This is a genomic window from Roseivivax halodurans JCM 10272, assembly GCF_000521785.1.
In the GTDB taxonomy this organism is placed as follows: domain Bacteria; phylum Pseudomonadota; class Alphaproteobacteria; order Rhodobacterales; family Rhodobacteraceae; genus Roseivivax; species Roseivivax halodurans.
Map to the genome: position 1 here is coordinate 1 of NZ_JALZ01000038.1, position 25850 is coordinate 25850.

A 25850-nucleotide genomic window follows, 5' to 3' on the forward strand; every position below is an offset into this window, starting at 1 on the left:
TGATGGTCGAGTGGGTGAGTCTGGATGACCCCGCCCGTCACACGTCAGTCGTACGCCATCAATCCTTCTAGGACGATGTCCGGCGTGGCGGGGAAGGTCCGGATCCGCACGCCGCAGGCGTTGTAGATCGCGTTCGTGACCGCCGCCCCGGCGCCCGAGATGCCGAGCTCGCCGATGCCCTTCGCCTGGATCGGGTTGGCGTGGTCGTCACGCTCGTCGAGGAAGGTCACGTCGAGCTGCGGCACATCGAGGCTCGCCGGCACGTGGTAGTTCGCAAGATCGCGGTTCACGATGTGGCCTCGGCGCGGATCGTGGCTCGCGTGCTCATGGAGGGCCGAGCCGATGCCCCAGATCATGCCGCCCCAGCATTGCGAGCGCGCGGTGCGCTCGTTGAGGATGCGGCCCGCGGCGAACCAGCCGGCCATGCGCTTCACGCGTACCTCGCCGGTCCATTCGTGCACGGCGACCTCGGCGAAATGCGCCCCGAAGCCCGACGAGAACGCCTCCTTGCCGGTCTTGCCCGGCTTGATCTGCGCCGTCTCGACGATATCCGCGTCGAGCAGGTCCTCGAGCTTCTTCTCGCGATTGCCGCAGCGCGCGATGCCGCCCGACAGGGTCAGATCGTCGCCCTCGCAATCCATCTTCTTCGCGATCTGCTCGCGGATGGCCTTGCAGGCAAGGAAGACAGAGGAGCCGGAAGAGGCCGCGCCGAACGAGCCGCCGGATCCCGCTGCGGACGGGTAGGAACTGTCGCCGAGGCGAACTTCGACGAGCTCGACCGGAAGGCCCAGCATCTCGGCGGTGATCTGGTTCAGGATCGCATAGGTGCCGGTGCCGATATCGGTCATGTCGGTCTCGACGATGGCCCCGGTCGGGGTGAGCGTCACCCGGGCCTCCGACGGGAGCAGCATGTTCATTCGTGCAGCGGATGCCACACCCATGCCGAGGAACCAGTCACCTTCCTTGCGCTCGCGCGGCGCTTTGCGCTGGTTCCATCCGAATTCCTTCGCGCCGTCCTTGAGGCACTCCGCAAGCATCCGGGCGGAGTAGGGAACGCCGGTTTCGGGATGCGTTTCGGGGATGTTCCGCAGGCGCAGCTCGACCGGATCGAGGCGTGCCGTCTCGGCAAGCTCGTCCATCGCCGTCTCGAGTGCGAGCATCCCGACCGCCTCGCCGGGCGCCCGCACGGAGCCCGAGGGCGTGCGGTGGATGCGTGCCGTCTCCTGACTGTAGCGACGGTTCGCGCCGGAATAGAGGAAGTGCGTGGCCTGGTTCGTCGGCTCCGAGAAGCCTTCGTTCGGGACGTTTGACACTCGGTCGTGATGCCCGACCGCAGTCAGACGTCCGTCCGCATCGGCGCCGAGAAAGAGCCTCTGCGTCGTTTCGGTCCGCCGCAGTACGGAATCGAAGACCTGCTGGCGACTCATCACCACGCGCACCGGCTTGCCGAGATCGCGGGCCGCGATCGACGCCGCGACCGCCTCGGGAGAGATCCCGAGCTTCGAGCCGAAACCGCCGCCGATATAGGGCGAGAGGATGTGCACGTTCTCTTCGGCGATGCCGAGCGCGTCCGCCAGTTCCTTCACGTTGAACTTGATGAGCTGGCAGGAGCCGTGAAGCGTAAGCTTCTCGCCTTCCCAGACCGCGATGGCCGCATGGGGCTCCATCGCCGCGGCCACGTGCGCTGCGGTGTGATACTCGGAATCGACGGTGAACTCGGCCCGGTCCATCGCCGTGTCGATGTCGCCGTAATCTTCCTTGTCGGTCCATTCCGTGTTGGAGGCGTTGTCGGGATCGACCTCGGCCTCCTCTTCGGAATACTCGATCTCGAGCTGCAGCGCCGCGTCGCGGGCCGTCTCGAAATCCTCCGCCACCACGACGCCGATGGGCTGGCCGAGATAGTCGATCCGCTCGCCGAGCTGCTCCGGGCTCTCGCCCATCATGCCCTGCGCGGGGTTGCGGATCATCCGGTCGAGCATGTGCACGTCGACGACGCCGTCCATCTTGCGGATCTTCTCGTCGTGGACGCGCAGCACGCGCCCCTTGGTGATCGTGGCGCGCACCAGCACGCCATGCGCCATCTCGCCGACATCCACCTCGGCGGCGTAGGGCGCCTGGCCCGACACCTTGAGGTACCCTTCGGGGCGGGCGAGCGGCTGGCCGATCACGTTTTGGTTCGTCTCGTCGAGGAGGCGCGGTTGCACCTCGTCCATGCGGAAGGCCTTGGTCATGCCGCGTCTCCCATGTCGTAGTGATCCTGACCGGACAGCCCGGTCACGTCGCGCAGCGCGGAAATCAGTGTGCGTTTGGCGAGCGGCGCCTTGAACGCGTTTGATTCCTCGAGCCACGCATCGCGCAGCAGCACATCGGCGGCCTTCGCGAAGAGCTCGTTCGAGGGTTCGGAGCCGATCAGTTCCTTCTCGACCTCCGGGTCGCGCCACGGCCGCGTGCCGATGCCGCCAAAGGCAAGCGCGGCGTTCGCGATCTTACCGTCCTCGCCCATCTCGATGACGGCCGCGACGGAGACGAGCGCAAACGCGTAGGACGCGCGGTCGCGTACCTTGCGGTAGGTCTGGCGCGTGTTCGGGCTCGGAGCGGGCAGGTGCGCCGCGATGATGATCTCACCCTTGTCGAGCGCGTATTCCCGGTCGGGACGGTCGCCCGGCAGATGGTAGAGATCGTCGAGCGCCATCATCCGCGTTTCGCCGTCGGCGCCGCGAACCTCGACCTGGGCGTCGAGCGCGCGCATGGCGACAGCCATGTCCGACGGATGCGCTGCAATGCATTCGGGCGAAGTGCCGAGGATGGCGCACATGCGCGCGTCACCGCCCTGCGCCGAGCAGCCGGAATTCGGCTCGCGTTTGTTGCACGGCATGGCGGTATCGTAGAAATACGGGCACCGCGTCCGCTGCAGGAAGTTTCCGCCGGTGGTCGCCTTGTTGCGCAACTGACCGGAAGCGCCGGCGAGCAGCGCGCGGGCCAGAACCGGATAGCCGTTGCGGACCCGCGTGTCCCCGGCGAGATCCGAGTTCGTGACGAGCGTGCCGATCCGAAGGCCGCTGCCCGTATCCTCGATGTCCGAAAGACCCGGAAGGCGGGTAATGTCGACGAGATGGTCGGGCGTCATCACCTGGATCTTCATCAGATCAAGCAGGTTGGTGCCGCCCGCGATCACCGTGGAGCCCGACGAGAGATGGTGCGCCGCGTCCTCGAGATCGGTTGCGCGGGTGTAATCGAAGGGCCTCATGCGTCCTCCTTCGCGGTCTTGGCGATGGCCTGGCGGATGCCGGGGTAGGCGGAGCAACGGCAAAGGTTGCCGGACATGCGTTCGGCGATCTCCTCGTCGTCGAGCTCGCCCATGTCGGCGAGGGTGGGCGAGACGTAGGACGGCCAGCCGGCCTTGGCCTCCTCGATCGCGGCCTTGGCGGACACGATCTGGCCGGGCGTGCAATAGCCGCACTGGTAGCCGTCGCATTCGACGAAGTTCTGCTGCAGGCGAGCAAGCTCGTCGGGCGTGCCGATGCCCTCGATGGTGGTGATTTCGTCGTCCTCGTGCATCACGGCGAGGGAGAGGCAGGAATTCACGCGGCGGCCGTTCACCATTACGGTGCAGGCGCCGCACTGGCCGTGATCGCAGCCTTTCTTTGAGCCGGTGAGTTTCAGGCGGTCGCGCAGCGCGTCAAGGAGGGTCACGCGCGGCTCGATCTCGAGAGAGTGCTGCGTGCCATTGACGGAAAGGCTGATTTTCATGGGTGCTCCGGGTCGATGGGAGGGAAGGTGCGGCACGCCTCCGCGCCGCTTCCATAACCCGAACGCCGGTTCGGTGCGGCGGTTCCTGCCCGGAAACAGATCAATGCCCGGCGGGCAGGGTAACGTGGCGAAGGGAGGCGCCCGGTCAGCGTGGCATCCGCATCGGCCCATCCGGCTCGGCGCTCATCCAATCGGGCCATCCCACATACCGCTCGACGGCGAAAAGAGCGGCGCAGACGGCGACGACGACGAGCACCAGCATGACCCCCCTCGGGTTCGGCGGGTGCTGCACCCAGCGCCGCATCCGCAGGAGCCAGTGCAGGTTCATTCCGAGAAGCGGACCTTGCCGATATGAGGAAGGTTCCGGTCGCGTTGCGCGTAGTCGATGCCGTAGCCCACGACGAACTCGTCGGGGATCTCGAACCCGGTCCAGTCGGCCCGGATCTCGGTCTCGCGGCGCGACGGCTTGTCGAGCAGCGCGATGGTCTTCAGCTTGCGCGGGTTCCGCGACGCCAGAAGGTTCACCACGTGCGACAGCGTATGCCCGGTATCGACGATGTCCTCGACCACGAGGACGTCGCGGCCCTCGATCGCCGCCCGCAGGTCCTTCAGGATACGGACCTCGCGGCTCGTCTCCATCGCGTTGCCGTAGGAGGAGACCTCGAGGAAATCGACCTCCACGGGCAGCTTCAGCTCCCGGGCGAGGTCAGCGATGAACACGAAGGAGCCGCGCAGGAGGCCGACCACCACCAGCTGCTCGGTGCCTTCGAACTCCTTGCCGATCTCCTTGGCGAGGGCTTCGACCCGCGCTGCGATGGATTTGGCCGAGATCATCTCGTCGATGACATATGCACGCGTCGTCATGGGATTCCCTTGATTTTCCGCGCGCACCATACGACATGGTCGCCCACTGTCACGCAGATCACCGAGGCCGGACGCTCCATGACCACACATTCCGAGACCAAGGTGCTGCCTTACACCGCCGATCAGATGTACACTCTCGTGGCCGATGTGGGCTCGTACCCCGAATTCCTGCCGTGGTGCAGCGCCGCCCGCATCCGATCGACCGAGGATCATGGCGACCACACGATCATGATGGCCGACCTCGTGATCTCGTTCCGCGTGTTCCGCGAGCGCTTCGGTAGCAAGGTCACGCTCTGGCCGAAGGATTACGTGATCGACACCGAATATATCGACGGCCCGTTCCGCTACATGGAAAGCCGCTGGTCGTTCAAGGACGTGGACGGGGGCTGCGAGGTGTCGTTCTTCGTCGATTTCGAGTTCAAGAATGCCATGCTCCGCTCGATCATCGGGGTCGTCTTCAACGACGCCATGCAGCGGATCGTGCGCGCCTTCGAGCGTCGCGCCGCGGCCCTTTACGGCTGATCCGCGTTAACCTTGGATTGACGTGTCACAGGCGTGCCTTCGGTTTGCCCGATTTCGCGCGCATCCTTCTCTGCGACAGATCGCACTAGAGGAGGTTCGGATGATATCTGCGATCAGTTCCGGCAATGCGGGCTCGCAGGGTCCGCTGCGGATGGAAACCGGCGTTCTCGACCGGCAGGCCAGCGCTATCGAGGAATCGAAGGCGGCGGCCGAAAGGTTGCGACGCGAGACGCAGGCGATGGTCGAGGCCAATTCCGGCAAAGGCGCGGCGACGAACGCGTACCGCATGGCCCAGATCCTCGGCGCGCCTCCCGAAGAGCTACGGCTTCTCAAGTCCGGCTGAGCGCCTCGCGATCGAGAGCGGCTGCAATCAGTCGGAGGGCGTGTTCGGTGGCCGCCGCACGTACTTCCGCGCGACCGATGGCGCCGAACTCGATCGTCTCGGCCGAAATGCCGCCGGGGCCCGCGACCGCGAAACATACGCGCCCCTCGGGCTTGTGCTCCGAGCCGCCCGGGCCGGCGATCCCGCTGATGGCCACGGCGAACTGCGCATTCGCTTCGTGAAGCGCCCCTTCGGCCATCTTGCGCGCCACCTCTTCCGACACCGCGCCGTACGCGTCGAGCGCCGATGGCGTGACCCCGAGCATCTCGGTCTTGGCCTTGTTGGAATAGGTCACGAAACCGCGCTCGAAGATGGAAGACGATCCCGCGACATCGGTCAGCGCCGCGGACACCATGCCGCCCGTGCAGCTTTCGGCGGTCGTCACCGTCCAGCCGCGCTCCGATGCCGCAGCCCGGATGCGCTCGGCAAGCTCCCGGGTCACATGAGCACCACGTGGTAGAACGCGCCGGACAGGATCACGCAGACCGCCGCGAAAACGCCCGCGATCAGATCGTCCAGCATGACGCCACCCGGGCCGCCGAGCCGGTCGGCGCGGCCCACGAGCCAGGGCTTCCAGATGTCAAAGAGCCGGAAGGCGGCAAACCCCATGACCCAGCCCGGCCAGAGAGCCAGTACAGGAACGCCCGCAAAGGCCGCGCCGTAGGATACCGGAAGGAGCGCGACCCATTGGCCCGCGACCTCGTCGATGACGATCTCGCCCGGATCCTTCTCGTCCGATCCCTCCGTCGCCGCGCGCACGACGTAGAAGCCGCCAACGATCACGGCCAGTGTCGCGATCACGACCAGGACCACTCCGCCGAGTGCATGCAGCACCCAGAAGAGCGGCAGCGCCGCGAGCGAACCCCAGGTGCCGGGGGCGGGCCGCAGGTGGCCCACGCCGAAGAGAGTGGCGATGGTGCGGCTCATGATGCCACCAGCGCGCAGGTCGCCAAAGCCGCGATCCCCTCGCGCCTCCCGGTGAACCCGAGCCTCTCGGACGTGGTCGCCTTGACCGACACGCGATCGGACGGAACTCCCGTGATGCCTGCCATCGCTTCGCGCATCGCGGTTGCGTGCGGGCCGACCTTCGGCGCCTCGCAGATGATCGTCACGTCCAGATTCGAGATACCGAAGCCGCGGCTTGCTGCCAGATCCACCGCGTGCCGCAGGAAGATGTGGCTCTCGGCCCCTTTCCACTGCGGATCGGAGGGCGGGAAATGCGTGCCGATATCGCCCTCGGCCAGCGCGCCGTAGATGGCGTCGGTCACCGCGTGCATCGCGACGTCCGCGTCCGAATGTCCCGAAAGCCCTGCCTCGTGCGGCACGCGCACGCCGCAGAGCACGACCGCGTCTCCCGGTCCGAAGGCGTGAACGTCAAACCCGTTCCCCAGCCTGATGTCCATGCACTCGCTCCAATATCCGCTCCGCCCGGGCAAAGTCCTCGGGCGCGGTGATCTTGAGGTTGTCCTCGCACCCGTCGGTCACAATGACCGAAAGTCCTGCGTGGCGCGCGACCTCGACGTCGTCGGCCGCGCCTCCGGGATGGGTCATATGCGCATCGAGGATCGCCCGAAAGTGAAACCCTTGCGGCGTCTGCGCGCGAAAGAGACCTTGCCGGTTCACTGTGCCCGCCACGGTGCCGTCGGTCACACGCCAGAGCGCGTCAGTGACGGGCAGGGCGGGCGCCGCCCCCGGTCCAGTATCGAGCGCCGACAGAACCCCGTCGATCACAGCCCGGGGGACGCAGGGACGCGCGACATCGTGGATCAGCACGGTGTCGAGACCGACGGCCACCAGAGCCTCGAGCCCGTTCCGGACCGAAGCCGCGCGATCCGGCCCCCCGGCGACGATGCGCACATCGAGCCCCTCCGCAGCCGCCTCCGCCTTGACGCGGTCAGCCGGATGGATCACCAGCACCCGCGCGTCGAGATGGGAGAACGCCTCGAGCGTCCAGCGGGCCACCGACTTCCCCGCGATCTGGCGCCATTGCTTCGGCTCCGGCCCGCCTGCGCGGGCGCCGCGGCCGGCCGCGACGATGAGAGCGGCGTGACGCATAATTGGTCCTTCCGTTTCGCGCGTCATCTCTAGGCCTTGCGGCGGCAACGCGCAATCTCCGGGCGCCGAGTGATGAAAAATTGGGCAGACGATGAGAATGCAGCCGCAGAACGCCTTCCGGGAATTGAACGCCCGCGACCTGCGCGATAGCCCGGAACATATGCACAAGGAATAATCGCTTGAGCGTCACTCTCGCACAGACCCGACTGGACCTGCCGGTGCTCCTTGCACCCCTTGCGGGCATCACCGACCTTCCGTTCCGCTCTCTGGTCTCGAGCTTCGGCGCGGGGCTAGTCGTGTCCGAAATGATCGCGAGTCACGAGATGGTTCAGGGCAAATGGGCCGTACGCGAGAAGGCCGAGCTCGGGATCGGCGCCGCAAATACGTCAGTGCAACTCGCCGGACGCGACCCATACTGGATGGCCGAAGCGGCGCGGGTGGTGGAAGCGAACGGAGCGGCGGTCATCGACATCAACATGGGTTGCCCGGCCAAGAAGGTGGTCGGCGGCTATTCCGGCTCCGCTCTGCTGCGCGACCTCGACCACGCGATGACGCTGATCGAGGCCGTGGTGCAGGCGGTCGAGATTCCGGTGACGCTCAAGACGCGGCTTGGCTGGGATCACGACTGCCTCAATGCGGCTGATCTCGCACGCCGCGCCGAAGGCGCGGGAGTGCAGATGGTTGTCATCCACGGGCGCACGCGCTGCCAGTTCTACAAGGGGGCCGCCGACTGGGCCGCGATCCGCGCGGTGAAGGAGGCTGTATCGATCCCCGTGATCGCCAACGGCGACATTGTCGATGTCGGCACGGCGCGCGCCGCTCTCGATGCCTCGGGTGCCGACGGGGTGATGATCGGGCGGGGCGCGCAGGGCCGGCCCTGGCAGCTCGCTCGGATCGCCGCCGCGCTTGTCGGCAGCCCGCGACCCGACATACCTCAAGGGAACGATTTGATCGACATGGTATCAAGGCATTACGAGGAGATGCTCGACTTCTACGGCATCGATCTTGGTCTTCGCGTCGCCCGGAAGCACCTCGGCTGGTACATGGACGATGCCGGAACGCCCGCGGCTTTGCGCAGGTCGATCCTCACCGCCAGGAATCCGGGCGCCGTGCTTTCGGCGCTCCCAGGGGCTCTTTCCACGCCGCGCCGGGCCGCTGCATGAACCAGGCCACGGAGATTGCAATCTGGTCATCGCTGCCCGTTCCGGCGATCTTGATCGACGGGGCGGACCGCATCGCCGACATGAATCCCGCTGCGGAAGGGTTCATGAACAACTCGACGAAATGGCTGATCGGTCAGCCGATCTGGGACCGGCTAGCGGTTGATGCACCGCTTGAGGAAAGCCTGCTAAGGGCCCGAGACCAGGGCACTCCGCTATTCGTCAACGATGTGGATGTCGGTACCGGAAACCGAGCGCCCACGGTCTGTTCTCTGCACATCGCGCCGATTTCGGGACAGCCCGGCTGGATGGTTATGCTGATCTCGCCGCGCGAGCTTGCCGGGCGCATGACCCAAAGCCACTCGGTTAAATCCGCCGCAAAATCGGCGATCGGGATGGCCGAGATGCTGGCCCACGAGATTAAGAACCCGCTCGCCGGGATTGCCGGGGCGGCGCAGCTGCTGTCGATGAACCTTTCGACCGAAGATCTGGAGCTTACCGACCTGATCGTCGCCGAGACGCGGCGCGTCGTGAAGCTGCTCGAACAGGTCGAGCAATTCGGCAACCTCTCCGCACCCGAGATGAAGCCGGTGAACCTTCATGACGTCCTCGACCGCGCGCGGCGCTCTGCGCAGCTCGGGTTTGGCGCACATATGCGTTTCATCGAGGATTACGATCCCTCGCTGCCGCTTGCCTGGGGCGATCCTGACCAGCTTCTTCAGGTGGTCCTCAACCTCGTGAAGAACGCCTCGGAAGCTGCTGATAAGAAAGACGGTGGCCGCATCCGGCTCCGCACCTTCTACGAGCACAGCTTCCGGCTTAGGCGCGCTGACGGCACGGGACAGTCGGTGCCGTTGCAGATCGAGATCGAGGACGACGGCCCGGGCCTCCCACCCGACATCAAGGGCGACATCTTCGACCCCTTCGTGTCCGGCAAGGAGAACGGCACGGGCCTCGGCCTCGCGCTCGTGTCCAAGATCGTGTCCGACCATGACGGCTGGATTTCCGTAGACAGCGTGCCCGGCAGGACGCGATTCCGCATCTCGCTGCCGCGCGCGCCCCGCGATGCACAGGAGAATGACTGATGGATGGCACGGTACTCGTCGCCGATGACGACCGCACGATCCGCACGGTGCTGACCCAGGCGCTGACCCGTGCCGGATGTAAGGTGCACGCGACCTCGTCGCTCACGACGCTGATGCGCTGGGTGGCCGAAGGGAAGGGCGACGTGGTGATCTCGGACGTCGTTATGCCCGACGGCAACGGACTCGAGATGCTGCCCAAAATCCAGCAGGACCGGCCTGAGCTACCTGTTATCGTGATCTCGGCGCAGAACACGATCATGACGGCGATCCAGGCGGCCGAGGCCGAGGCCTACGATTACCTGCCTAAGCCCTTCGATCTACCGGACCTGATGAAGCGCACCGCACGCGCGCTCGAGAACCGCAACAAGGCGCCGCGGCGCGACGAGCCGACCCACGGCGCCGATGCCCCGGACGAGCTTCCTCTCGTCGGCAAAACCGCGGCGATGCAATCGCTCTACCGGCTCGTCGCCAAGGTCATGAACACGGACCTGCCGGTCCTCGTCTGCGGCGAAAGCGGGACCGGCAAGTCGCTGATCGCGAAAGCCATCCACGATTTCTCGGATCGGCGGACGCTGCCCTTAGTGACCGTGACGGCGGCGGACCTCTCTGATCTCGAAGGGCCCTCCAAGGTGCTCGCGCGGGTCAAGGGCGGCACGCTTCTCATCGACGAGATCGCCGACATCGAGGACGAGGTTCAGGGACGCATCGTGCGCATGATGGACGGCCCGGGAGAGCACGTGCCGCGCTTCATGGCGACGTCCCAGATCGACCTCGCGCACGCCATGGAAGAGGGGCGTGTCCGCCGGGACCTCTACTACCGGCTCTCCGGCGCGACGATCAATGTGCCGTCCCTGCGCGAACGGGTCGACGACATCGCGCTCCTGACCGATCACTTCCTCGCCCGGGTCGAGCGCGAGGGCGGTCCGAAGCGCTGGCTGTCGGACGAGGCGGCGGAACTCTTTCGGCAATATTCCTGGCCCGGCAACGTGAGGCAGCTCGAGAATTCGGTGCGGCGGCTGTCGCTCACGTCTCGGGCCGACGAGATCACCCGCGGCGAAGTCGAGCAGGTTCTGGGCAACCAGCCCGAGACGGGACCGATCCTGAAGGGCGGCGAGTCGGAGAAACTCGGCACGTCCGTCGCGCGGCACCTCCGCCGCTACTTCGACCTGCATGGAAACATGCTGCCGCCGCCGGGGCTCTACACGCGGATTCTACGGGAGGTCGAGGCGCCGCTCATTGAGATTGCCCTAGAGGCAACTGGCGGGAACCAGGCAAAATGTGCCGATCTTCTCGGGATCAACCGCAATACCTTGCGCAAGAAGATTACCGACCTCGATATTCGCGTGACACGCCGCCGCAAGTTGATGTAAAACCGCAACAGAACCGTGGCCCCCGGGCGCCAGCCCGCGGCGAGACCACAAGATATGGCGGTGGGCTGCGTGAGGCAGTCGAGCAAGACGAGGGTGGTTGTGGCCAGTCGGGCACGACGGAAGATCGACTGGTCGCGTCTCGAGCGGCTGAGGCGGCAGAGACGCGTCCAGAACGCGTTCACCCTGGGGTTGGTGATCCTCGGTCCGATTCTCGCCGTCGTGACCTATACCGTTCTCGGCCCGCTCGATCGCGGCGGATCGGACCCGACGACGCTCCGGCTCGTCCTTCTTGCGGATCTCGTCTACATCATCCTGATCGCCGGCCTCGTGCTCAGCCGCGTCGCGATGCTCATTGCCGCGCGCAGGGCGCAGTCCGCGGGTTCGCGGCTGCACCTCAGGCTCACGGGCGTCTTCGCGCTCATGGCGCTCCTTCCGACGATCACGGTGGCCGTCTTCGGAGTGCTGACGATCAATTCCGGCCTCGAGACGTGGTTTTCCACCCGGGTTCAGAACGTGGTCGGCGCCTCGCTCGAAGCCGCGGAATCCTACGAGGCCGAGCATCGCGCCGATCTCGACACCGATGCCCGCGAGCTTGCGGCCTTCCTCGACAACAACCGCCGCGCCGCGCCGCTCCTGACCGACGATCGTCTGCGGGAACTTCTGGCGAGCGGCCAGCAGCAGATCCAGCGCGGCCTGTCGGAGGCCTTCATCATCGACGGTGCCGGACAGATCCACGCCCGCGGCGAGGGCTCGTATCTGTTCTACTACGAGGAACCCGCAGCGCTCGATTTTGCACAGGCCGATGAGAGCGGCGTCGCGCTGATCCCGGACTGGGACAACGACGAGTTCCGGGCCCTCGTCCCGCTCGAGGCCTTCGTCGACCGCTATCTCTACGTGACCCGCAATGTCGACGGCGCGATCCTGAACCTGCTCGACGACACGCAGGAGACCGCGCGCTTCTACCAGCAGCAGGAGAGCGAGCGGGGCAGGCGGCTCTTCGATTTCGCTCTGCTCTATCTCGGTTTCGCTGTGCTCCTGATCCTCGCCGCGGTCTGGCTGGGCCTCTGGTTCGCCGAGCGTCTGTCGCGGCCCGTGGGGCGGCTGACCGGTGCGGCGCAGAGGGTCGGGGCAGGGGATCTCGACGTGCATGTGAAGGAGGACGAGGGCGACGACGAGATCGCCATGCTCGGCCGGTACTTCAACCAGATGACCCGGCAGCTCAAGCGCCAGCGCGAGCGCCTTCTCGAGAACACCCGCCAGATCGAACGCCGGCAAAGGCTTTTCGACAGCGTGTTGACATCGGTCACCTCGGGCGTCGCCGGCCTCGACGACCAGGGTCGGGTGACATTCGTGAACCGGTCGGCCGAGCGCCTTCTCAACTGGGAAGAGGAAAACCAGAACCTGCCGATTTATGTCGCCGTCCCCGAGTTCGGGGCGCTCTTCGAGCGTCTGACCTCGACCGGGGCTGAGGTGGTGCAGGAAGAAGTAAAGGTTTCGCGCGAGGGCCGGCTCGAGCACCTCCTCGTGCGCATGTCGATCCGCCGCCGCAAGGATGGCAGTCTCGAGGGCTACGTCGTTGCCTTTGACGACGTCACCGACCTCGTGAGCGCGCAGCGCCTTGCCGCTTGGGGCGATGTCGCCCGGCGCATCGCGCACGAGATCAAGAACCCGCTGACGCCGATCAAGCTCTCCGCGCAGCGGATCCAGAGCAAGTTCGCGAGCAGTCTCGCCGGCGAGGACGCCGACAAGGTCGAGCGACTGACCGACCGCATCGTGCGCCAGACCGACGATCTCCTCCGTATCGTGAACGAATTCTCGAAATTCGCCCGCATGCCCGAGCCCGAGCGCAAGGACGAGGACGTCGTGGCCCTGCTGCAAGGGGCGATCCTGCTGCAGGAGACCGGGCAACCCGGGGTGCATTTCAGCGCCGAGCTTCCGGACGGTCCCCTGCGATCGGAACTCGACGGCACGATGATCAGCCAGGCGCTCACGAACCTCATGAAGAACGCCGGCGAGGCAATCGAGAGCCTCCGCGAGGAGGGCGAGCCCGACGGGTTCGTCCCCGAGATCCGCGTGACCTGCACCTGCAGCGACGGCTTTGCCGAGATCCGCATCATGGACAACGGCATCGGCCTTCCGGAGGACCGAGCGCGGCTTTTCGAGCCTTACGTGACCACCCGCGAGAAGGGCACCGGCCTCGGCCTACCCATCGTCAAGAAGATCATCGAGGAACACGGCGGCACGCTGTCGCTCGACGATGCGCCGCCCTTCGGCGGGGCGGGGCATGCGGGGGCGATGGCGGTGGTCCGCCTGCCGGTGGCGGCCGGCCCGCCAGCCGCGTCCGGATCCGGGGCAGCCGGGACGGATACAGAACAAACGTTATCAGCAGAGGGGTAAGTAATATGGGCGACATTCTCATCGTCGACGATGAACGTGACATCCGCGAGCTGATCGGGGACATCCTCGAGGACGAAGGCTACACGACGCGGCTCGCCGGAAATTCCGGCGAGGCGATGTCCGAGATCAATGCAGAACCGCCGGCGCTGATCATCCTCGACATCTGGCTGAAGGACAGCAAGATGGACGGGATCGACATCCTGAAGACCGTCAAGCGCGACAACCCGGACGTGCCGGTGGTCATCATCTCGGGCCATGGCAACATCGAGATCGCCGTCGCCGCCATCAAGCAGGGCGCCTACGACTTCATCGAGAAGCCGTTCAACATCGACCAGCTGCTAGTCGTGATCCGCCGCGCGATGGAGGCCTCGCGCCTCCGCCGCGAGAACCTGACGCTGAAGCGGCGCGAGACCCACGCCGCCGAGATGATCGGCGACAGTCCGGCCTTCCGGGCACTGTCCTCCCAGCTCGAGAAGGTCACCCGCTCGAACGGGCGGGTGATGCTCACCGGGCCAGCGGGATCGGGCAAGGAGGTCGCCGCCCGCTACATCCATGCCCGGTCCTCGCGCGCCTCGGGACCCTTCATCACGGTCAATTGCGCCGGTGTCACGCCGGAGACCATGGAGGAGACCCTCTTCGGTCGCGAGACCCCCGACCGGGGCGTGGAGCCCGGTTTGCTCGAGCAGGCGCATGGCGGGGTCGTCTACTTCGACGAGGTCGCGGATATGCCGGCCGGCACCCAGTCGAAGATCCTGCGCGTGCTCGTCGACCAGCAGTTCCAGCGTGTCGGCGGGCAGGACAACGTGCGCGTCGATCTGCGGGTGATTTCCTCGACGAACCGAGACCTCGATGCGGAGATCGCCGAGGGCCGCTTCCGGCAGGAACTCTTCCACCGTCTCAACGTGGTGCCGATCGCTGTGCCGAGCCTCGAGGACCGGCGCGAGGACATCCCGACGCTCGCGAGACACTTCGTCGAGCAGTGCCACAAGGGGCAAGGCCTGCCGAACCGCGACTTTTCGGACGAGGCCATCGCGCTCCTGCAGACCATGGTCTGGCCCGGGAACGTGCGGCAGCTCAAGAACCTGGTCGAGCGCGTTCTGATCCTCGGCGACGGCACCGGCGCGATCGAGGCGCGTGAGTTGCCGCAGGAGGGGCCGCGCGACGGAGAGGAGGGGCGCGTCGTTCTTTCGGGAACGCTTGCCACCTTGCCGCTCCGCGATGCGCGCGAAGCGTTCGAGCGGGAATATCTGCTGACGCAGATCAACCGCTTCGGCGGCAACATCTCCCGCACCGCGAACTTCGTCGGGATGGAGCGGTCGGCGCTGCACCGCAAGCTGAAGTCGCTGGGCGTGGTGACGACGGCGAAGGGCGGCGCCCGGATTGCTGCGCTCGAGGAGGCCGAGGAAGAGGAAGAGCGCGCGGCCTCGTGACCACAGCGGCAAAGCCCGCCGGAGATTGACCCCCCGCGCGCAAGGTGTCAGACCCATGCGCCGGGGATACCTCGAAAAGGCGGTCCATGAAGGTCATCATTTGCGGAGCGGGTCAGGTCGGCTGGCAGATCGCCCGGCATCTCTCGGGCGAACGCAACGACGTCTTCGTTGTCGACAACAATCCCGACCTCGTGCGGCGGGCCACCGATACGCTCGACGTACAGGGCATCGCGGGTTTCGCGTCCTATCCGGACGTTCTCGACCGGGCCGGCGCGCGCGATGCGGACATGATCATCGCGGCGACCTATTCGGACGAGGTCAACATGGTCACCTGCCAGGTGGCACACTCGGTCTTCTCGATCCCGCGCAAGATCGCCCGTCTGCGGTCCCGCTCCTACCTGACTGCGATATATTCCGACCTCTATCGTCGCGATCACATGCCGATCGACGTGGTGATCTCGCCCGAACGGGAGGTCGCCGACGCCGCGCTCCAGCGCCTCGCGCTGCCTGCGGCATTCGACACGGAGACGTTCCTCGGCGGCGAGGCCCAACTCATCGGCGTGACGATCGAGGAGGACTGCCCGATCGTGAACACGCCGCTGCGCCAGCTGACGGACCTTTTCTCGACCCTGCGTGCGGTCGCGGTCGGTGTGTTCAGGGACCGCCGTCTCTTCGCGCCGGAACCGCGCGACCAGCTTTTTGTCGGCGACGCTGCCTATTTTGTCTGCCACAAGGACGACATCAAGCGTCTGCTCGAGATCCTCGGCAAGCCGTACCGTCCGCAGGAACGCGTCGTCCTCGTCGGCGGCGGCAATGTCGGCCTCATGGTCGCGCGTGAACTCGAGAGCCGGGCCACCCGGATCCGCGCCAAGATCATCGAGAAGGACCGCAAGATCGCCGAACGTGCCGCGGAAGCGCTCGAGAAGACCATCGTCCTGCACGGCGACGGCCTCGACGCGGCTCTTCTCGCCGAAGCCAATATCGAGCGCGCGGACGCGGTGCTCTGCGTCACCGACGACGATAAGACCAACATGCTCGCGGCCGTGCGCGCCAAGACCGCGGGAGCGAAGATGTCGATCTCGCTCATCAATGACCCGACGCTCGTGACGCTGATGGAGCCCCTCGGGATCGACGCCTTCATCAACCCGCGCGCCACAACCGTCTCGTCCATCCTTCGTCACATCCGGCATGGCCGCGTGCGCGCCGTCTATTCGATCGGCGACGGCGAGGCCGAGGTGATCGAGGCCGAGGTTCTCTCGACCTCGCCGATCTCAGGGCGGCGGATCCGCGACATCGAGTTCCCCGAAGGTGTGCTGGTCGGAGCGGTGAAGCGCGGCGACAAGATCCAGAAGATCACGGGCGGGCTCAGGATCGAGGAGGGCGACCTGATTGTGCTCTTCGCCATGGCCAAGGACGTGCCGGAGGTCGAACGGCTCCTGCAGGTCTCGATCGACTTTTTCTGAGCTGATGCGCGCCCTCGCCTCACTGCCGCTCCTGCTCATTCTGGTCGGCGTCTTCTCGGGCGGAATGCTGCTTCCCGCAGGGCTCGCGTTGTCCGAGGACAATTTTCACGACGCCCGCAGCTTCTTCTATTCCGGGGTGTCCGGCCTGATCGTCACGGCGCTCATCGGCATCGCGCTCGCGGGCCGGGAGCACAACCGCAGCTCGACGCGGCAGCTCCTCGCGCTTGCGATCGGCTACGTGATCCTTCCCGCGATCCTCGCCGTGCCGTTCTACGAGGCTGTGCGCACGACGTCGTTCCTCAACGCCTATGTCGAGATGATGTCGAGCCTGACAACCACGGGCGCGACGCTCTTCGCGCCCGAGCGATTGTCGCTCTCCGAGCATCTCTGGCGCGCGCAGGTGGGCTGGATGGGCGGGGCGCTCCTCTGGATCGCGGCGGCCGCGATCCTCGCGCCGCTGACGCTCGGCGGTTTCGAGGTCACCGCGGTGTCCGAACCCGGCCAGACCCCGGCGCCGGGCGCGGCCCACCGCGACAGGTCGGACCCGAGAACGCGGCTGACCCGGACCGTCGGCGCGCTCCTGCCCACTTATACCGGCCTTACCATCGTGCTCTGGGTCCTCCTCCTCACCGCGGGAGAAGAGCCGTTCGTGGCGCTTTGCCACGCGATGTCGACGATGGCGACCTCGGGCATCTCGCCGGTTGGGGGACTTTCCGAAGGCTCCGCGGGGCTCGTCGGCGAGGCGGCGATCTTCGCCTTCATGATCTTCGCCCTCTCTCGCCTGACCTTCTCGAGCGACACAAGCGCCGCACGTCGACAGGGTCTGAGATACGACCCCGAATTCCGGATGGGTCTTCTCATTGCGCTTCTGGTGCCGGCGCTCTTTTTCCTGCGACATTGGCTCGCGTCGTTCGACATCGGCGAGGAAGAGGACCTGACCGCGGCGGCGACCGCCTTCTGGGGCGGTGTCTTCACCACGATGTCCTTCCTCACCACCACCGGTTTCGAAAGCGTCGCCTGGAAGAGCGCACAGGACTGGTCCGGTCTCCAGACGCCGGGCCTCGTCCTCATGGGCCTTGCGATCGTCGGCGGTGGCGTCGCGACAACGGCGGGCGGGGTGAAGCTTCTGCGGGTCTTCATCCTGTTCGTGAACGGCCAGCGCGAGCTCGAGCGCTTGATCCATCCGAACTCGGTCGGGCGCTCGGGACTTCTCTCCCGCCGCACCCGGCGCGAGGGCGCGTTCATCGCCTGGGTCTTCTTCATGATCTTCGCGCTCACGATCATGGTCATCGTGCTGGCGCTCGCCGCTTTCGGTCTCGCCTTCGAGCCGGCCTTCGTGGTCGCGATCGCAGGGCTGACGAACACCGGTCCGCTGGTGACCTTCGGGACCGAACTGCCGATCGCGCTCGCCCAGCTCGGGGCAGGGCCGAAGCTCGTCTTCACCGCGGCCATGCTGCTGGGGCGGCTCGAGGTGCTCGCGCTCGTGATCATGCTGGCCCCCGATCTCTGGCGCGAGTGAGACACACGCTAAAGAGTTCGGAGAATGTTCTTGATTTCCGCTGGAACTCCGGAAATGCCCGCGACATACTCGGCTGGCCGAGGGTCGTGCCGCATTGCGGCGTCAACAAGAAAAAAAGGTTTTTTCAATGGCTTCCGACAGACAGAACCTGCAGGACGCATTTCTCAATCACGTCCGCAAAACCAAGGTTCCGGTGACCGTGTTCCTCATAAACGGCGTGAAGCTTCAGGGGGTGATTACGTGGTTCGACAATTTCTGCGTGCTTTTGCGCCGTGACGGCCAGTCTCAGCTCGTCTACAAGCACGCGATCTCGACCATAATGCCGGCCCAGCCGATCAATCTCTACGATTCGAACGAGGAAACTTGACCGAAACCGACCATGAGGTTCGCCCGACCCGTGCCTGGGTCCTGCATCCCGACATAAAGAGCGACCGCCAGCGCCGGGACCCCGACATGGCGCTCGAAGAGGCCGTCGCGCTTGCCGAGGCGCTGCCCGGCATGGAGGTTGTCGCGTCCGCCGTCGTGCCCTTGCCGCAGCCGCATCCCAATGCGCTCTTCGGTTCGGGCAAGATCGAGGAGCTGCGCGAGCGCATCCAGGGTGACGACATCGAGCTCGTCCTGGTGGACGGCCCGCTGTCGCCCGTGCAGCAGCGCAATCTCGAGAAGGAGTGGAAGGTCAAGATCCTCGATCGGACGGGTCTCATCCTCGAGATCTTCTCGGACCGTGCCGCGACCCGCGAGGGTGTGCTTCAGGTCGAGATGGCGCATCTCTCCTACCAGCGCACCCGGCTCGTCCGGGCATGGACTCACCTCGAACGCCAGCGCGGCGGGCTCGGCTTCGTTGGCGGTCCCGGCGAGACGCAGATCGAGGCGGACCGCCGCGCTATCGACGAACAACTGGTTCGCCTGCGCCGGCAGCTCGACAAGGTGGTGAAGACCCGCTCGCTGCATCGCAAGGCGCGCGCCAAGGTTCCGTACCCGATCGTTGCGCTGGTGGGCTACACGAACGCCGGAAAGTCGACGCTCTTCAACCGCCTGACCGGGGCGGAGGTGATGGCCAAGGACATGCTCTTCGCGACGCTCGATCCGACGATGCGCGGCGTGAAGCTCGAGAACGGTCCCGACGTCATCCTCTCGGACACGGTGGGCTTCATTTCGGACCTGCCGACCGAGCTTGTCGCCGCCTTCCGCGCAACGCTCGAGGAAGTGCTCGAGGCCGATCTCATCGTCCATGTCCGTGACATCTCGCACCCGAACACGCAGGAGCAGGCGGACGACGTGCATGCCATTCTTGCGTCGCTCGGCGTGGCTGAGGACACGCCGCATATCGAGGTCTGGAACAAGATCGACCAGCTTGCCCCCGAAGCGCGCGAGGCGGCCCAGACCCGCGCCGAGCGCGTCGATTCGATCTACGCGCTGTCGGCCTGGACGGGGGAGGGCATGGACGCTCTCTTGTCCGGAATCACGCGCATCATCGAGGGCGACAAGCGCCGCGCCTCCGTGCATCTCGACTTCGCCGACGGTCGCAAGCGCGCCTGGCTCTTCGAGCGTAACCTCGTCGAGGCCGAGACGCAGACCGAGGACGGTTACGACCTCGACGTGCGCTGGACAGCCAAGGAAGCGGCTCAGTTCGACAAGGTCTGAGCGCCGCCCGTTGGTGAGCGGGCGGGGCATCCCTATATCGGCGGGACTGAACACTTCGGAGCTGCCGACATGGGCTACGTGAAGACCGCGATGCTGATGGCCGCGATGACGGCCCTCTTTCTTGGGATCGGATACCTACTAGCGGGCGGGGGCGGCGCGGTCATCGCGCTCGTCATCGCCGCGGGCATGAACGCCTTCACCTGGTGGAACTCGGACCGCATGGTGCTCAAGATGCACAACGCGCGTCCCGTTGGGCCGAACGACCGCTCGGGCCTGAGCGAGATGGTCCGCGATCTCGCCGGCAATGCGAACATGCCGATGCCGGCGGTCTACGTCATCGACATGCCGCAGCCGAACGCCTTTGCCACGGGGCGGAGCCCGAACAACGCGGCCGTGGCGGTAACGACCGGCCTCATGCGCTCGCTCAGCCGCGAGGAACTCGCCGGTGTCGTCGCTCACGAACTTGCGCATATCCGCAACCACGACACGGCGATCATGACCGTCACGGCGACATTCGCCGGTGCGATCTCGATATTGGCGAACTTCGCGCTCTTCTTCGGCGGGCGCCGCGAGGGAGGGCTCGGGATCGTCGGGACGCTTGCGATGATGATCGTCGCTCCGCTCGCCGCGGCGCTCGTCCAGATGGCGATCAGCCGGACCCGCGAATACGCCGCGGACAAGGCGGGTGCCGAGATCTGCGGCAACCCGATGTGGCTCGCTGCGGCGCTGCAGAAGATAGCCGTCGGCGCGGCGCGGATCGACAACCCCGCCGCCGAGCGCAACCCCGCCACCGCGCACATGTTCATTATCAACCCGCTGCATGCGCACAAGCACGACAACCTCTTCTCAACGCATCCGGCAACCGAGAACCGGATCGCCGCGCTTCGCGAACTGGCCGGGCAGGGAGCGGTGCGCCCCGCGCCGCAACCGCAGCGGCCACGGAGCGGGAGCGGGCCTTGGGGTGGCGCAGGCGACACGCAGGGGCCTTGGGGCTGAGAAACGTCCGGACATAAAAAAAGTCGCGCGGGGATTTCTCCCCGCGCGCCGCTTGGTACCTCGGATCGGCTCCGGTCTCAGGCCACGTCGAAGCGGTCCGCGTCCATCACCTTGGTCCAGGCCTTGATGAAGTCTGTCACGAACTTCCCGCCCGCATCCGCGCAGCCATAGACCTCGGCCAGTGCCCGCAGCTGCGAATTTGAGCCGAAGACGAGATCCACGCGGCTGCCGGTCCACTTCTGTGCGCCGGTCTTAGCATCGATGCCGTTGAAGACCTGCTGGCTGTCGTCCGCCGCTTCCCACTTTGTGTCCATCGAGAGAAGGTTGACGAAGAAGTCGTTGGTCAACTGGCCCGGACGCTCAGTCAGAACGCCGTGCTTCTGGCCCTCGAAGTTTGCGTCCAGCGCCCGCATGCCGCCGACAAGCACCGTCATCTCGGGCGCGGTCAGCGTCAGGAGCTGTGCGCGGTCGATCAGGAGTTGCTCGGTGGGGACAGTGTATTCCGACTTGAGGTAATTGCGGAAACCGTCGGCGTAAGGTTCCAGAACATCGAAGCTCTCGGCATCGGTCATCTCGTCGGTGGCGTCGGTCCGACCCGGCGTGAAGGGCACGGTGACGTCGTGACCGGCATCCTTGGCCGCTTTCTCGATCGCCGCGGCACCTCCGAGGACGATGAGGTCGGCTAGCGAGATCTTCTTGCCGCCCGAGGCCGCGCCGTCGAAATTCGACTTGATGCCTTCGAGCGTCGACAGGACCCTGCCGAGCTGCTCGGGCTGGTTCACTTCCCAGTCCTTCATCGGAGCGAGGCGGATGCGCGCGCCGTTGGCGCCGCCGCGCTTGTCAGAGCCGCGGAACGTCGCCGCCGAGGACCACGCGGTGTAGACCAGTTCCTGCACCGAAAGACCGCTCGAGAGCAGCTTGTCCTTCAGCGAGGCGATGTCCGCGTCATCGACGAGCGGATGATCGACCGCCGGAACCGGATCCTGCCAGAGGAGGTCCTCGGCGGGCACTTCCTTGCCGAGGTAGCGGACTTTCGGGCCCATGTCGCGGTGGGTCAGCTTGAACCACGCGCGGGCGAAGGCGTCGGCAAACTCGGCGGGGTTCTTGTGGAACCGCTCCGAGATCGCGCGGTAGGCCGGGTCGACCTTCATCGCCATGTCGGCGGTCGACATCATCGGCACGACCTTCTCGTCCGAGCCGTCGACCTGCGGCGCCTTGTCCTCCTCGCGGACGTTCACCGGCGTCCACTGGTGCGCACCTGCGGGCGACTTGGTCAGTTCCCACTCGTAGCCGAAGAGCATGTCGAAGTAGGACATGTCCCACGTGGTCGGCGTTGGCGTCCACGGACCCTCGAGGCCCGAGGTGATCGCGTGCTTGCCCTTGCCGCTCTCGAAGGTCGAGGTCCAGCCGAAGCCCATCGCGGTGATGTCGCCGCCCTCGGGCTCAACGCCCACGCTCGATGCATCACCGGCGCCGTGGGTCTTGCCGAAAGTGTGCCCGCCGGCGGTCAGCGCGACGGTCTCCTCATCGTTCATCGCCATGCGGGCGAAGGTCTCGCGGATGTCGTTCGCCGAGGCCTGCGGATCGGGACGGCCGTCGGGGCCCTCGGGGTTCACGTAGATGAGGCCCATCTGCACCGCCGCGAGCGGGTTCTCAAGCGCCCGACCCTCGGCATAGCGCGTCCCCTCCTTGTCGGAGGTCGCAAGCCATTCCTGCTCGGAGCCCCAGTAGATGTCCTCTTCGGGCTCCCAGATGTCCTCGCGGCCGCCGCCGAAGCCGAAGGTCTTGAAGCCCATCGTCTCGAGCGAGACGTTACCTGTGAGGATGAAGAGGTCGGCCCAGCTCAGCGCGCGGCCGTGCTTCTGCTTCACGGGCCAGAGCAGGCGCCGCGCCTTGTCGAGGTTGCCGTTGTCCGGCCAGGAGTTCAGCGGCGCGAAGCGCTGCGAGCCCGAGCTCGAGCCGCCGCGGCCGTCGCCTGTGCGGTAGGTGCCGGCCGAGTGCCACGCCATGCGGATCATGAACGGGCCGTAATGTCCGTAATCGGCGGGCCACCATTCCTGGCTGTCGGTCAGGACCCTGGCGATGTCGGCTTTCACCTCGTCGAGGTCGAGCTTCGCAAACTCGGCCGCATAGTCGAAATCGTCCCCCATGGGATCGCCGAGCGACGAGTTCTGATGAAGGATCTTGAGGTTCAGCTGGTTCGGCCACCAATCCCGGTTTGACCGCACGCTGAACGTGGTGTGCTTGAGGTTGCCGTGGATGACGGGGCAGCCGCCGCCGTTCTCGATATCGTTCCCGTCCATGTCGGTCTCCATGCTCCTTAACAATGGCACAAATCCGGAAGGTGTAGACGCGCGCGCGAGACTTGTAGAGTCCCGCGGGGTCGTCACCTTGGAATCGTTCTAGCAAACCGAGAGAGATAGGGCGAACGCCTATTTTCCGATGGCGGCAATTTGTAAAACATATCGATTGGTCTGAGTTGGGGCGGTAGCCATAACAGGAACGCGACGTGCCGGGTTATGGTTAGGCTCCGGACAGGCGCAGTGCGCATGCACAAATCCATACGAAGAAGGGAACACGGGATGGAAACGCTACTCGATACGATTGGAGCGCTCGCGCTCATCCTCCTCATCGTGATTGGCGCAGGCGCGGGTTACCTCGCCGGGAAGATCGCGGGACGGAACATGGGTCTCTACATCCTCGTGGGTGTGGTCGCGGCCGTTGCCACACCATTCCTGCTCGCCGCACTCGGCATCGGGATCCTGGCGGCCGGCGGATTGCTCCTCTTGGCCGTGGTCTCTGCGATCGGTGCCATGATCGTGCTCGCGATCGTCAGGGCGATTGCGGGACGGCGGTAGAGCATTCCGGGCCGCAGCATCAGCGCCCCGCACGTGCATGTGGGGCGCTGCGCATGTCCCGATGATAGGCCACCGACGATCTGACCCGGTGTGACTTCCACCTATTGCCAACTTCGAGGGCAGGGGGTGCGACGCGTATAAGGAGAAACGTAGCACCAAGGGAGGGTCACATGCTGGACGCAACGATTGCAGAACACACCCAGGCGTTTCTCGACGAGTTCGGGGCGGCGCTGTCCCAGGGCGACATAGCCCGGGCGCGCGACATGTTTCAGGAAGACTGCTACTGGCGCGATCTCGTGGCCTTCACGTGGAACCTGAAAACCGTCGAGGGCAGGGATCAGGTCGAAGACATGCTTCGGCACCAGCTCGACAAGACCAAGCCTTCGGACTGGGCGCTCGCCGAGAACGAATTGCCGACCGAGGAGGACGGGGTGACCACGGCCTGGATCCGGTTCGGGACCGATGTTGGCCGCGGCTTCGGCCTCATGCGCCTTAAGGACGGAAAGATCTGGACGCTGCTGACCACGCTGGTCGAATTGAAGGGGTTCGAGGAGCCGGCCGGCTTCAATCGTCCGCTCGGTGCCAAGCACGGCTCCGGCAAACACCGCGAAACCTGGGCTGAGGAGCGCGCGCGCGAGGAGAAGGATCTCGGCTACACGACGCAGCCCTATTGCGTCATCGTCGGCGGCGGGCAGGGCGGCATCGCGCTTGGTGCACGGCTGCGCCAGCTCGGTGTGCCGACGATTATCATCGAGAGGAACGACCGCCCCGGCGACAGCTGGCGCAAGCGGTACAAGTCGCTCTGCCTGCATGACCCGGTCTGGTACGATCACCTGCCCTACATCAAGTTTCCCGAGAACTGGCCGGTCTTCTCGCCGAAGGACAAGATCGGCGACTGGCTCGAGATGTACACCAAGGTGATGGAGCTCAATTACTGGACCCGGAGCACGGCGAAGTCGGCGAGCTTCGACGAGGAAGCCGGAGAGTGGACGCTGGTCGTGGACCGCGACGGCGAGGAAGTGACGCTGAGGCCAAAGCAGCTCGTCATGGCGACGGGCATGTCGGGCAAGAAGCGCATGCCCGAATTCCCCGGCATGGAGCGGTTCAAGGGCGTGCAGCAGCACTCGTCCGAGCATGACGGGCCGGACCAGTGGTCCGGCAAGAAGGTGGTCGTGGTCGGGTCGAACAACTCGGCCCACGACATCTGCGCCGCGCTCTGGGAGAACGATGCGGATGTGACGATGGTGCAGCGCTCCTCGACCCATATCGTGCGGTCGGACAGTCTCATGGAGATCGGTCTCGGCGCTCTCTACTCCGAGGAGGCGGTTCGGAACGGCATGACCACCGAGAAGGCTGACCTCATCTTCGCTTCGTTGCCCTACCGCATCCTGCATGAGTTCCAGATCCCGGCCTACGAGGCGATGAAGGAGCGCGACAAGGAGTTCTACGAGGGGCTGGAGCGGGCCGGCTTCTGGCTCGACTGGGGCGACGATGGATCTGGTCTTTTCATGAAGTACCTGCGCCGCGGGTCGGGCTATTATATAGACATCGGCGCGAGCCAGCTCATCATCGAAGGCAGGATCAAGTTGAGGCGCGGTCAGGTGACCGAGCTGGACGAGACTGGTCTCGTCCTCGACGACGGATCGCATCTCGATGCGGACCTGATTGTTTACGCCACCGGTTACAACTCGATGAACGGCTGGGTCGCGGACCTCATGGGGCAGGAGACGGCGGACAGGCTCGGCAAATGCTGGGGCCTAGGCTCGGACACGACCAAGGACCCGGGGCCCTGGGAGGGCGAGCAGCGCAACATGTGGAAGCCCACGCAGGTGCCGAACCTCTGGATGCACGGCGGCAACCTGCATCAGTCGCGCCATTACTCCCAGTTCCTCGCGCTCCAGCTTAAGGCGCGCATGGAGGGCATCGCGACCCCGGTCTACGGACTGCAAGAGGTGCATCATCTGAGCTGACGAGAAAGTCGCGCCCGGACGAAGCGGGACGGGCGCGACATGAACGAAAGCGCGCATGGTACATGAAATGAGGGGCGAGACCGGTTCGAGCGACTGCCGAGGGCGTCCTCGGTGGTATCGTTCTAGGAACATCTGGGCGATCCTGACCCGCAAGTCGCTTGGCGATTCCGGTGACCTTCGACGGAAGCGGGCGTGTCAGACCGGACTGAGAGGTCCAGATTTATGTCACGACTTCGATCGTTGCGCGGAGCGTGCTCGGAATCAAAAGATATTGCGCGCAACAGACTGGTACGATTGACGAAAGTTCTAAATGAAGGATTTGCGACGTTTTCCAAATTTTCCTCTTGCGAGTCGGTTGGAGCATCCGTAGATAGCGCTTCACCGG

Annotated in this window: 24 protein-coding genes; 14 read left to right on the top strand and 10 right to left on the bottom strand. The window is 65.6% G+C overall.

The features are described 5' to 3' along the window. Positions 1–44: 44 nt before the first annotated feature. From OCH239_RS18340 to hpt, 5 genes are all read right to left on the bottom strand, one after another. Entirely contained in the window at positions 45–2231 is a 2187-nt protein-coding gene (locus tag OCH239_RS18340) for a xanthine dehydrogenase family protein molybdopterin-binding subunit (protein WP_037266001.1), read from the bottom strand. Next, positions 2228–3247: an FAD binding domain-containing protein gene (locus OCH239_RS18345; protein WP_037266003.1), complete on the bottom strand. Its 1020-nt coding sequence runs from the start codon at positions 3245–3247 to the stop codon at positions 2228–2230. The genes OCH239_RS18340 and OCH239_RS18345 overlap by 4 nt, the downstream gene beginning before the upstream one ends. Next, positions 3244–3750, bottom strand: coding sequence for a 2Fe-2S iron-sulfur cluster-binding protein (locus OCH239_RS18350; protein ID WP_051489604.1), 507 nt, complete (start codon positions 3748–3750; stop codon positions 3244–3246). Before OCH239_RS18350 ends, OCH239_RS18345 begins: the two co-directional genes overlap by 4 nt. A gap of 145 nt (positions 3751–3895) precedes the next feature. Further along, positions 3896–4078 carry a hypothetical protein gene (locus OCH239_RS18355; RefSeq protein WP_037266006.1) on the bottom strand — a complete coding sequence of 61 codons (183 nt, stop codon included), beginning with the start codon at positions 4076–4078 and terminating at the stop codon, positions 3896–3898. After that, positions 4075–4614, bottom strand: a complete 540-nt coding sequence (gene hpt, locus OCH239_RS18360; protein ID WP_037266008.1) for a hypoxanthine phosphoribosyltransferase — start codon at positions 4612–4614, stop codon at positions 4075–4077. The genes OCH239_RS18355 and hpt overlap by 4 nt, the downstream gene beginning before the upstream one ends. A gap of 78 nt (positions 4615–4692) precedes the next feature. On the opposite strand from hpt, the gene OCH239_RS18365 reads away from it, so the two are divergent. Together OCH239_RS18365 and OCH239_RS18370 are read left to right on the top strand one after the other, a co-directional pair. Beyond that, positions 4693–5136: a type II toxin-antitoxin system RatA family toxin gene (locus OCH239_RS18365; protein WP_037266045.1), complete on the top strand. Its 444-nt coding sequence runs from the start codon at positions 4693–4695 to the stop codon at positions 5134–5136. A gap of 100 nt (positions 5137–5236) precedes the next feature. Continuing rightward, positions 5237–5479, top strand: coding sequence for a hypothetical protein (locus tag OCH239_RS18370; RefSeq protein ID WP_037266010.1), 243 nt, complete (start codon positions 5237–5239; stop codon positions 5477–5479). Here the strand turns inward: OCH239_RS18370 and OCH239_RS18375 are convergent. Genes OCH239_RS18375 through ispD form a run of 4 tightly spaced genes read right to left on the bottom strand, consistent with a single transcriptional unit; the run spans position 5466 to position 7573 of the window. Further along, the gene (locus OCH239_RS18375) at positions 5466–5960 is read right to left on the bottom strand and encodes a CinA family protein (protein ID WP_037266012.1); all 495 of its coding nucleotides are present in this window, start codon (positions 5958–5960) and stop codon (positions 5466–5468) included. The two genes, OCH239_RS18370 and OCH239_RS18375, sit on opposite strands and share 14 nt — an antisense overlap. Next, complete coding sequence (locus OCH239_RS18380) at positions 5957–6445, bottom strand: phosphatidylglycerophosphatase A family protein (protein ID WP_037266014.1); 489 nt, start codon at positions 6443–6445, stop codon at positions 5957–5959. The genes OCH239_RS18375 and OCH239_RS18380 overlap by 4 nt, the downstream gene beginning before the upstream one ends. Continuing rightward, positions 6442–6921 (bottom strand): 2-C-methyl-D-erythritol 2,4-cyclodiphosphate synthase, encoded by a 480-nt coding sequence (gene ispF / locus OCH239_RS23180; protein ID WP_037266016.1) that lies wholly within the window; start codon positions 6919–6921, stop codon positions 6442–6444. Before ispF ends, OCH239_RS18380 begins: the two co-directional genes overlap by 4 nt. After that, positions 6893–7573 (bottom strand): 2-C-methyl-D-erythritol 4-phosphate cytidylyltransferase, encoded by a 681-nt coding sequence (gene ispD, locus OCH239_RS23185; RefSeq protein WP_037266019.1) that lies wholly within the window; start codon positions 7571–7573, stop codon positions 6893–6895. The genes ispF and ispD overlap by 29 nt, the downstream gene beginning before the upstream one ends. A gap of 179 nt (positions 7574–7752) precedes the next feature. Here ispD and dusB point away from each other — a divergent pair, with 179 nt between their 5' ends. The 10 genes from dusB to htpX all read left to right on the top strand — a co-directional run bounded on the left by dusB (position 7753) and on the right by htpX (position 20637). Beyond that, positions 7753–8736 (top strand): tRNA dihydrouridine synthase DusB, encoded by a 984-nt coding sequence (gene dusB / locus OCH239_RS18395; RefSeq protein WP_037266021.1) that lies wholly within the window; start codon positions 7753–7755, stop codon positions 8734–8736. Continuing rightward, positions 8733–9818 (top strand): two-component system sensor histidine kinase NtrB, encoded by a 1086-nt coding sequence (locus OCH239_RS18400; RefSeq protein WP_037266024.1) that lies wholly within the window; start codon positions 8733–8735, stop codon positions 9816–9818. The genes dusB and OCH239_RS18400 overlap by 4 nt, the downstream gene beginning before the upstream one ends. Then, positions 9818–11188: a sigma-54-dependent Fis family transcriptional regulator gene (locus tag OCH239_RS18405; RefSeq protein WP_037266027.1), complete on the top strand. Its 1371-nt coding sequence runs from the start codon at positions 9818–9820 to the stop codon at positions 11186–11188. The genes OCH239_RS18400 and OCH239_RS18405 overlap by 1 nt, the downstream gene beginning before the upstream one ends. Positions 11189–11287: 99 nt before the next feature. Continuing rightward, on the top strand, positions 11288–13585 hold the full coding sequence (locus OCH239_RS18410; protein WP_425280298.1) for a sensor histidine kinase NtrY-like: 2298 nt from the start codon (positions 11288–11290) through the stop codon (positions 13583–13585). Positions 13586–13590: 5 nt separating this feature from the next. Beyond that, on the top strand, positions 13591–15015 hold the full coding sequence (gene ntrX, locus OCH239_RS18415; RefSeq protein WP_037266029.1) for a nitrogen assimilation response regulator NtrX: 1425 nt from the start codon (positions 13591–13593) through the stop codon (positions 15013–15015). Between the two features lie 86 nt (positions 15016–15101). Continuing rightward, the gene (gene trkA, locus OCH239_RS18420) at positions 15102–16478 is read left to right on the top strand and encodes a Trk system potassium transporter TrkA (protein ID WP_037266030.1); all 1377 of its coding nucleotides are present in this window, start codon (positions 15102–15104) and stop codon (positions 16476–16478) included. Between the two features lie 4 nt (positions 16479–16482). Then, positions 16483–17997, top strand: a complete 1515-nt coding sequence (locus OCH239_RS18425) for a TrkH family potassium uptake protein (protein WP_037266033.1) — start codon at positions 16483–16485, stop codon at positions 17995–17997. 127 nt (positions 17998–18124) lie between these two features. Next, positions 18125–18364 (top strand): RNA chaperone Hfq, encoded by a 240-nt coding sequence (hfq, locus tag OCH239_RS18430; RefSeq protein ID WP_037266035.1) that lies wholly within the window; start codon positions 18125–18127, stop codon positions 18362–18364. Further along, positions 18361–19641 (top strand): GTPase HflX, encoded by a 1281-nt coding sequence (gene hflX / locus OCH239_RS18435; protein WP_037266036.1) that lies wholly within the window; start codon positions 18361–18363, stop codon positions 19639–19641. Before hfq ends, hflX begins: the two co-directional genes overlap by 4 nt. A 69-nt stretch (positions 19642–19710) precedes the next feature. Then, the gene (htpX, locus tag OCH239_RS18440) at positions 19711–20637 is read left to right on the top strand and encodes a zinc metalloprotease HtpX (protein WP_037266039.1); all 927 of its coding nucleotides are present in this window, start codon (positions 19711–19713) and stop codon (positions 20635–20637) included. Between the two features lie 77 nt (positions 20638–20714). Here the strand turns inward: htpX and katG are convergent, their stop codons facing one another. Beyond that, positions 20715–22940, bottom strand: coding sequence for a catalase/peroxidase HPI (gene katG, locus OCH239_RS18445; RefSeq protein WP_037266049.1), 2226 nt, complete (start codon positions 22938–22940; stop codon positions 20715–20717). 279 nt (positions 22941–23219) lie between these two features. On the opposite strand from katG, the gene OCH239_RS18450 reads away from it, so the two are divergent. Both OCH239_RS18450 and OCH239_RS18455 read left to right on the top strand, forming a co-directional pair. Then, the gene (locus tag OCH239_RS18450; protein ID WP_037266042.1) at positions 23220–23495 is read left to right on the top strand and encodes a hypothetical protein; all 276 of its coding nucleotides are present in this window, start codon (positions 23220–23222) and stop codon (positions 23493–23495) included. 170 nt (positions 23496–23665) lie between these two features. Next, positions 23666–25465 (top strand): NAD(P)/FAD-dependent oxidoreductase, encoded by a 1800-nt coding sequence (locus OCH239_RS18455; protein ID WP_037266044.1) that lies wholly within the window; start codon positions 23666–23668, stop codon positions 25463–25465. Positions 25466–25850 lie beyond the last annotated feature (385 nt).